Here is an 8,451-nt window from a genome sequence, read left to right as displayed (position 1 = left end):
CCCGTCGTCCCCATGGGGAATTACGTGACCGCGGGGGTGGGGAATTACGTGACGCGGAACCCGCCCCACCTGGGGAATTTCGTGATCGTCGACACTACGACGACGGCCGCTTCCCGCCCCTGCCGTCCACACAGGCCGACATCTGGGGCATGGAACAGGTCCTGCAGCACCGCAACATCGGCGGGTTCGTCTCCGTCGCCTCCCGGGACAACCTGGCCGCCGATGACATGCGGGAGGTCATCAGCGAGTTCTTGGAGGCTTGCGAGCAGGACGAACTGGCCCTTGTGTACGTGTCCGGGCACGGCGCTCGACTCGTCCGGGACGGCGGTGAGTTCTACTTCATCGCCACGGACACCGACTTCGACCGGATCGCCGAGACAGCGGTGAGCGCCGGCTTCGTCAACGAGCAGCTCGAACAGTGCTGGGCCTCGCAGAAGGTCATGATGATCGACTGCTGTCGCAGCGGCGGCTTCGCCGTGGGCCTGCGCACCTCCGACCGGCAGCCCGACTCGGTGGCGAAGTCGGCTGAGCAGCCCCTGCTGACCAGCCGTGGCACGTACGTGCTGTCATCCTCACGGGCCGGTGAGGACTCGTACGCCGATGTGGCGGGCACCGCCGAGGTGCGGCCGTCCGACTTCACCGCCGAGGTCATAGAAGCCCTGCGCACCGGCAAGGTGAGCAAGGACGGCAAGGGCGATGTGTCCGTAGAGGACCTCTTTCACTACGTCAACCGGCGCATGCGGGCCCAGGGAGCCCGCCAGGTACCGGTGAAGTCCGCGTTCGGCGTCGATGACCGCATCGTCCTCGCCGACTGCCCGCTCGGAGCAGCGCCGCTGCTCGTGCCGCTCACCCGCCGGACCGTCTCGGCACCTGGACAGGCAGAGCAGACAAGCACTCGCAAGTCCGCGCAGTCTCAGCCAAGTTGGCCCCGTCTGCTCGACTACTACCGCGAGTGCGTGCTGTCCGACGAGACCGATACACCGCTGATGTCCGTAGGCGATCGGGACTCCTCCTATGTCTGCCTCTCCGGGTCGGAGCGCCTTCTGTCCGGCGATGTCGACGACGACGGCTGTATCTCCGTCCCGGCAGAGGCCAGCCCTCTGATCGAGTCCGCCACCGAACAGGAGGCCGAACTCTGGGCCGGCTACCCGGCCGTGGTCGTGACCGGACCGCGCGGCGGCCGGCCGTGGCGGCACCCGAAGTTCGCCCCGTTGCTGATCCGCCGTGTGGAGATCGTCTCCGAAGGCGGCCAGGTGCGGCTCAAGCCCTACGGTCCCGTCCAGCCGCACCCGCAGCTGGCCCGGGACTGGCTCGGCGAGGAGGAGGCCGCACAACTCGCCGACACCTTCCAGCCCACCTGGCATCGCGGCCAGCACGACCGTATGGCCGTCGAAGCGGGCAAACTCCTCATGGAGGAGTTCGAGCTGCCGTGCGTCCAGGAACTCCACCCCGATCAGCTCGCCGACCGGATCGACACCCACACGCCCAGTCACGGCGCCCGCAATACCGCCGTCCTGTTCGCGGCACTGCCCGACACCGCCTACACGAAGAAGCTCCTCGACGACTTCGCCGACATCGCGGGAAAGCCGGAACGCATCCAGGCGACCGCACTCGCCGCCCTCTCACCCGACGCGGCGGAACGCGCCCGCGCACTGGCAGCGCCGGAACCAGAGCCACCACGGCTGGTCACGCCGCTGCCCTGCAACGAGGCCCAGGCCGCCGTGCTGCGCTCCGCGATGACCCGGCGCCTGACCGTCGCCACCGGCCCGCCCGGGACCGGAAAAAGCCAGCTCGTGGCCAATCTCGTCGCCACAGCGATCACCAGCGGCCAGAGTGTCCTTGTGGCCTCCAACAACAACGAGGCCGTGGACGAAGTCTGGCGCCGCTGCGAAAACCTCGTACCCGGAAGCGTCATACGCACCGGCTCGGCCCGCGCCAAGTCCGGGAACTACGTCGAGACCGAGGCGAAAGGCCTGGACATCCTGCGCACGGCGCCGGAACCCGTGCCCAACGTGACCACGGCCGCCATGGACGTCGACATCGCCCTCAGCCACCTGGCCCGCGTCCGCCAAGGCCTCGCCCACATCGCAAAGAGCGAGAAGGACCAGTGGCAGGCCGGCGGACTGCGCGAGCAGCACGCCGAGCAACTTGCCCTGTCGGTGTCCGAACTCGCCGAAAAGCTCCCGCAGGCAGAGCGCCTGGACCAGCTGGAAGCCCGTGCACGACGCCTGGCTCACGCACGGTTCCTCGGCTCTTGGCGCCGCACCCGCTTCCTCCGCAAGATCGGACTGGCACGCTTCGACGGTGACCGCGTGGAGGGCTGCCTCGCTCTCGCCGGGTTCGTGGCCGCGCAAGCCTCCTGGCACAGCGGATACGCACAGGTTGCCGAGGTCGATGACGCGGCACTGGCCACGACACTCGACACTGCCGAGGCCGACGTGCAGAACACCTCGCATGCCCTCCTCGAAAGCGCGGTGCGGACCAACGCCCGCGCCGGCCGTCAGCGCATCCTCAACCTTCTCAGCGCCCGGGACAGCGACCGCACCGACTGGCCCGCCATACGCGAAGTACTTCCCGCGGCCCCCGGCTGGGCCGTCACTGGCCTGTCCGCCCGCCGCTTTCCTCCTGGGGCCGCCCTCTTCGACCTGGTCGTCATCGACGAGGCCAGCCAGTGCGCCATCCCGCACGTGCTCCCGCTGCTGTTCCGGGCGAAGCGTGCCCTGGTCATCGGGGACGCCATGCAGCTTCCGCACATCGCGAAGATCGGCCCGGAGCGCGAGGTCCTGATCCGCCGTAACAACGGCCTGCGCTCCGCCTGGCTGGAGAAACATCGTCTCGCCTACCGCCGCCACTCCGCGTTCCACGCGGCCGAGCGGGCCGCCGGAGGCACGCTTCTCCTCGACGAGCACTTCCGCTGCCACCCGGACATCGCCGCCGTGTCCAACGAACTCTTCTACGAACAGGGCCTGACGGTCCTCACCGACACCCGGGGCCGGCCGTCCCTGCCGAGGCGATCCATCTTCTGGTCCCACGTTGCCGGGCGAGCCACCCGGCCCCCGTACGGCGGCTCCTGGGTGAACTACGACGAGATCGGACAGGTGGACAGCTTCGTTCGCACCCTGCTCGAACAGCTCCCCGAGGACGCCACCATTGGTGTGGTCACGCCGTTCAAGCCGCAGGCCGACGACCTCCGCGACCGGCTGCGGCAATACGACCAGCAGCGCGTGCGCGTCGGCACCGTGCACACCTTCCAGGGAGGGGAACGCGACGTCATGGTCTTCTCCCTCGTCGCAGGCGAGGGCATGCACGCAGGCGCCATCGGCTGGGTCCACCGCCAGCTCAACTTGTGGAACGTCGCCATCACGCGCGCCCGCAGCCACCTCATCGTGGTCGGAGACATGAACCTGTGGCGCGAGCGGGGCGGTGTCGCCGCCGAACTCCTGAACGCCGCCACCACAAGCGGCCCCCGCTCCGACGACCGCGCAGCAGGCGACCTGGTCCGGCGCCTCTACCAGGCCATGGCAGCACAGCCCGGAACGACAGTGGCACTCGGCGAAAGCATCAACGGACACCCGGCCGACCTACTCGTGCGGCCCCCGGATGCTGCAAGCCCCCACGCGGTCCTGCTCGATTCCGGCCCGGACAACGGCGCCGACCAAGCACGCCACCTGCGCCTGATGCTGCGCCGCCGCGAACTCCTGGACAGCGATGAACAAGGCGGCCAGGCCCGGCGCTACCCGGCATGGCGGCTCTACGACACCAGCACCGGCTGACCCAGAGGCGCTCCGGCAGTACGGGCGCGACCGGCTTCACTGCTGACGTTCGCCAGCGACGTGTGGTCGAGCCCTGTTGACGCCTAGCAACCATCGCCGCCTCCCCCCCTCAACCGTCCCTGTCGTGAAGTTTGGACAGCCCAGGACAAGCTGAGAAGAGCACGACTCGGCCCCGGCGGATTCCGCGTTGGGTGCGGATCCTTTCGAGGGACAGCTGAGCTGGGAAGACGCTGATTGACGTGTGGGCGGTGCCGTCGTACTTCTACCGTGGCGAGGTGGAGGTGGGGCGCCATGGTGTCGTTTGTCGGCGACGCTCGAAAAGTGAACCGGTGCCGGTCGGCAAACCGTCTGCGACCCGGACCGTCGCCGCTCCCCCGCCGGCCGTGGATCCCAGGGTGGGTGCGTTGTACGGCGTCGGCCGCTACGTCGCCTACGCCGGGCTGGCGCTGCTGATCGGCCTCGCCGTGTTCGTCCTGGCCTGCTGGCGCTCGGCCACGGCCGTGCGCGCGGTACGGCGGCCGTTCCGGATCGGGTGGTGGGCGCTGTCCGTTTCCACGGTCCTGCTCGTGCTGCTGCGCGGACCCTACGACAGCGGTGACGGGCTGGGCGGTCTGTTCGATCCCGGCTCGCTGTGGCAGACGGTCGCCAGCCAGGCCGGGACTCGCGCTGCTGACGCGGTTGGTGCTGCTCGTGGTGGTGGTCGTCCTGGTGCGGAGTCGGCCGTTGGAGCAGCTGTCCGGCCGGCCGGCCCTCGCTGCCGGTGGCGTGCTGGTCCTCGGTCTGGCTGCCTGGCTAGGGCGGAGTCCTTGGCCCCACCGCAGAGCGGCCCGGCGTGGCTCCACTCAGGCGTTCGAGGGCGGCTTGCCGTGGCCCCACTTCAGAGCCTTCTCCCTGGCGAGTGCCGGGGCCAGTTGAAGTCGCCCCGGGTTGTGTCCGTTTTGGGTGGGGCCGGCGCGAGTCGCCTCAAGGTGGGGCCAAGAACTCCGCCCTGGCCAGGCTGCCACCTGGGCGGCGGCCGAGCACGCCTCCGCCGGGATCCAGGTGCCTGTGGCGGTGGTCTCCTCCACGCTGCACCTGTTGGCCATGGCTGTGTGGCTGGGAGGCTTGGCCGCGCTGTTGCTCGCGCTGTACCGGTCCCCCGCCGAGGATCCGCTGCCGCCTGTCGCGGTCGCCCGCTTCTCACGTATCGCCCTGACCTCGGTGGCCGTCCTGACCGCCACCGGCGTCTACCAGTCCGGGAGAGGTCTCGGCTCTTGGGACGCGTTCTCCACGTCGTACGGCAGGATCCTCGTCTTCAAGATCTGGGCCGTGCTGGTGATGCTGGCGGCGGCCTCGTACTCCCGGCGCTGGACCGCCCGCCTCCTGCACACTCCGCAGGAGGAGCGGGTGTTGGTGGCCGCAGGCCACGCCGACAGCCCTCCCGCCGCCCCCGTGGACGGGGACAGCCCGCACGGGGCGGGGTCCGAGCCGTACCGACGCGGTCTGCGCAGGTCCGTCCTGGCCGACGTGGCGGTCGGCGTGCTGGTCCTCGTCCTGACGACGGTACTCACCGGAACGGAGACCGGCCGTGCCGCCGAGACCGCCTCGGCCACCTCGGTGACCGGGCAGCCCGAGGTGTCCTTGACCCTGATCCCGTACGACACCGGGAAGAACACCCTGTCCGGACGCGGCAAGGTTCAGGTCACCCTGGAACCCGGCCGGGTCGGCCGGAACGTCGTGGAGGCGATCGTCTACGGTGCCGTCGGCATCCCCGAACTGCGTCTGACCTTCACCCTCGGCGACCGGCAGATCGGCCCGCTGGACGCGGAACTCGTCGACGAACGCGGCTACTGGGGCTCCGACACCCTCAACCTTCCGATCGCCGGGACCTGGACGATGAAAGCCACGGTCCGTGTCTCCGAGATCGACCAGGTCACCGTGGAGAAGACGGTGGAGGTCGACCGATGACCGCCCGACGCGGACATCTCCGGGGAAATCGTCTACCGGGACGTGAACACGAACGTCATGTCGTCCGCTATCCAACGGCAGCCCGACAAGGGCCAGGCACGGGCTTTTGACGTCAGGGAGTCTGGCACGGGCCCCGGTGTTCGCGTTGTCTGCGTGACGACGACTGCCCTGGGCACTGCTGCCGACGGCGACACCCAGTCGAACGCGTTCCAGTTCCAGGTCGCCGACGGCGCCCGGGCCGTGTCCGGTTCCGCTGCCTGCAAGGGCCTGACCCTGTCCGCGACGGCGCGGACGCGGACGACACGTTCCTGGGACTTGGCCGCGACACCGCACTCGCCGTCCTGACGGCGGTCGCCGGCGGGCTGATCGTCGCCGTAGGCGCGATGCGCGGAGCGCGTACGGCCGGAAGGAGAGGAGCCGCCTGACGAACCGGCAGGCCCGTTCCGGCGGACAGCTGGGCCGGGCCACCGTCGGGAAAGCCCGCTCCGGACACCCCGACGGTCACCGCCACCCCGGCGGCTGGAATAGTGACGTGCGCCATGAACGTCCCAGTACGGGCTGCCACCGATCTGAGACTGCTGAGGGCCGCGGTGTTCTCAGCGGTGTGCGTGGCGCTGTCCGCGAGCGGGCACGTGCTGGTGTCCGGAAGCGCGGTCCCCGTGTGGTCCCTGGCGGCCGGTTGGGCCGGCGTGGTGTGCGTGGTGGGCCCGCTGGCCGGTCGGGAGCGCTCGCTGCCCGGCATCGCGCTCGGTCTGCTCGCAGGTGAGATCTGCCTCCACCTGGTCTTCTCCCTCGGTCAGGGTTCCGTGGCGTCCGCTCCCGCCGAACGGTCCGCTCAGGTGGTGGCTCTGGCGCAACGGATCCTGTGCGGTGCCGGACCGGCCCGTCTCACGCCGGAGAGCGCGGCGCGGATTCTGCGGCAGGCACGGATCGACCCGGCCCACGCCGCACATGGTGTCCCGGCCATGGCCGGGATGGCCGGTCACGGCGGGCACGCGATGACGCTGGGCTCGATGCTCACGCCCCCGATGCTCGCCGCGCACGCGGCCGCGGTCGTCGCGACGGGCTGGGTGCTGCGCCGCGGTGAGGCCGCGCTCTGGCTGACCGTCCGGCTCCCGGCGTCGGCAGCGGGCCACACGGCCTGTCTCGTCCTGCTGTGGACGCTGCGCGACCTGCTCGTCACCGTCGCTGCGGTACTCGTACCTCTCGTCGCGCTGCTGAGGCGAATGCGGTGCGCGCTCGCCGCGCCCCGTGCGTGCGTCGGCACCCGCCGACTGCGCTCACGGCTCCTGTCCGCGTGCGTCGTCCGTCGCGGCCCGCCCACGGTGGCCGCTGCAGTCTGAACTTCCCGCGTCCGCGCATGACAGGACCGCCGAGACCGCCATCTCTGCCATCGGATGAATCTCGCGCGTACGGCAGCAATCCGGCCCTCTGCGACGGCCCCCCGCCTCAGCCACCTCGGCATCCCCGAAAACTCCGTCTGGGCACGGAGGGAAAAGCTCACCATGGACATATCCGGATTCACTCGCCACTCCCCCGTGAAGCGCTTGCCGATCACGCGGGGCCGGCTGCACGGCCGTAGCCGAGATCGGCACGATGCCAGGACGGAGAACAGGGTCGGGCGCCACCGCACCGTCGCCGCGGCGGCCCTGTCCTCGGCGCTCATCGCTCTGACCGCCGGCTGCGGCGGCACCGGCCACCACAGCGGCCCCGAGAGCGGTACGAGCCGTGCCGGAACGCCGGGCGTCACTTCGTCCCCCGGCCGCCTCAGCGTACGGACGGCCGACGTCGATCTGACGATCACTGGTGCCGTGGCCCACCTCGATCGTTCCGGCGACGGCTCACTCACGATGTCGATACGCAACGACGGCGCGGTACCCGAGCACCTGGGCATGGTCGCGACACCGGACATGGGGAGGGGAGTCCTGGAGGGCGGTAAGACGGCCGAGGGCAACGGGTCACTGTCCACGGCGGGGATCCTGCTGCAGTCCGGCACCGCTGTCGCCTTCCGGGGCGACGGTCCGCGCGTGGAACTCCATCACGTCCACGGCGTCACCACCCGGCACACGCTCCCGCTGTCCCTGCAGTTCGGGGTGGCCGGACTGGTTCGGCTCCAGGCACGGGTCGAAGTGTCCTGACCGCCGCACCCTGGGCGGGTCTCAGCGCCCCAGGCCCTCCGCCACGGCACCGGGGAAGGCCGCGTCGAGGGCCTGGGCGCGGTCGGCGTAGCAGGTGATGCGCGTGACGAGTCCGTCGGCTACGTCGAACACGTGGTACGCGACGTTCTGCGGGTCGGCCGGCGGCACGGTGCCGTGGATCCGGAGGCCGAGGACCACCGCGGCCGGATAGGTGAAGGTCTCCTCTATCCGGGCCCACAGCCCGAGAGCGTGCAGACGAGCACACCGGCTGAGGACGTGGGAGCGGGTGTGGCAGCCGTTGCCGCTTGCGTCGGACGGGTTCCAGCACACGTAGGGATGCAGGACGTCGGCCAGCGACCGGCAGTCGGCGGTGTCCAGGGCTTCGCGCAGCCGAGCGGTCACGGCGCCGGGACCGGGCCGGAGAGGTTGTTGCATGTGGATCTCCCGATGGTGCGAAGTGCCGGTGCCGAACCGTTGCTGCCCGAGGCGCCTCGGGCAGCAACGCCCCAGGACGGTTCAACAAGGGAGGCACCTGCGGGCCATGCCGGGGGGGCGGGCGCAGCGACCCAGTGATGCGGGTGCGGGCGCGGCGG

The 8,451-nt window shown here is 70.4% G+C and carries 7 protein-coding genes; 5 read left to right on the top strand and 2 right to left on the bottom strand.

Annotation, left to right across the window (positions count from 1 at the left end; genetic code table 11):
* A partial coding sequence (locus ABZ848_RS49350) for an AAA domain-containing protein (RefSeq protein ID WP_360843658.1) occupies positions 1-3,773 on the top strand: 3,773 nt, incomplete at its 5' end.
* A gap of 430 nt (positions 3,774-4,203) precedes the next feature.
* On the opposite strand, the gene ABZ848_RS49345 is transcribed toward ABZ848_RS49350, so the two are convergent.
* A complete protein-coding gene (locus ABZ848_RS49345) occupies positions 4,204-4,329 on the bottom strand; it encodes a hypothetical protein (protein WP_360843656.1) in 126 nt (41 codons plus the stop codon).
* Positions 4,330-4,826: 497 nt separating this feature from the next.
* Here ABZ848_RS49345 and ABZ848_RS49340 point away from each other — a divergent pair, with 497 nt between their 5' ends.
* The 4 genes from ABZ848_RS49340 to ABZ848_RS49325 all read left to right on the top strand — a co-directional run bounded on the left by ABZ848_RS49340 (position 4,827) and on the right by ABZ848_RS49325 (position 7,858).
* Positions 4,827-5,720, top strand: a complete 894-nt coding sequence (locus ABZ848_RS49340) for a CopD family protein (protein WP_360843654.1) — start codon at positions 4,827-4,829, stop codon at positions 5,718-5,720.
* A gap of 153 nt (positions 5,721-5,873) precedes the next feature.
* A complete protein-coding gene (locus tag ABZ848_RS49335; protein WP_360843651.1) occupies positions 5,874-6,065 on the top strand; it encodes a hypothetical protein in 192 nt (63 codons plus the stop codon).
* A gap of 194 nt (positions 6,066-6,259) precedes the next feature.
* Positions 6,260-7,063, top strand: coding sequence for a hypothetical protein (locus ABZ848_RS49330; RefSeq protein WP_360843649.1), 804 nt, complete (start codon positions 6,260-6,262; stop codon positions 7,061-7,063).
* 195 nt (positions 7,064-7,258) lie between these two features.
* A complete protein-coding gene (locus ABZ848_RS49325) occupies positions 7,259-7,858 on the top strand; it encodes a hypothetical protein (protein WP_360843661.1) in 600 nt (199 codons plus the stop codon).
* Between the two features lie 21 nt (positions 7,859-7,879).
* On the opposite strand, the gene ABZ848_RS49320 is transcribed toward ABZ848_RS49325, so the two are convergent.
* A complete protein-coding gene (locus ABZ848_RS49320) occupies positions 7,880-8,293 on the bottom strand; it encodes a hypothetical protein (RefSeq protein WP_360843647.1) in 414 nt (137 codons plus the stop codon).
* Between the last annotated feature and the right edge of the window lie 158 nt (positions 8,294-8,451).

It is taken from the genome of Streptomyces sp. NPDC047081, from assembly GCF_040643775.1.
In the GTDB taxonomy this organism is placed as follows: domain Bacteria; phylum Actinomycetota; class Actinomycetes; order Streptomycetales; family Streptomycetaceae; genus Streptomyces.
The sequence above is the reverse complement of the archived record's forward strand: the minus strand, read 5'-3'. Positions and strand labels throughout refer to the sequence as shown.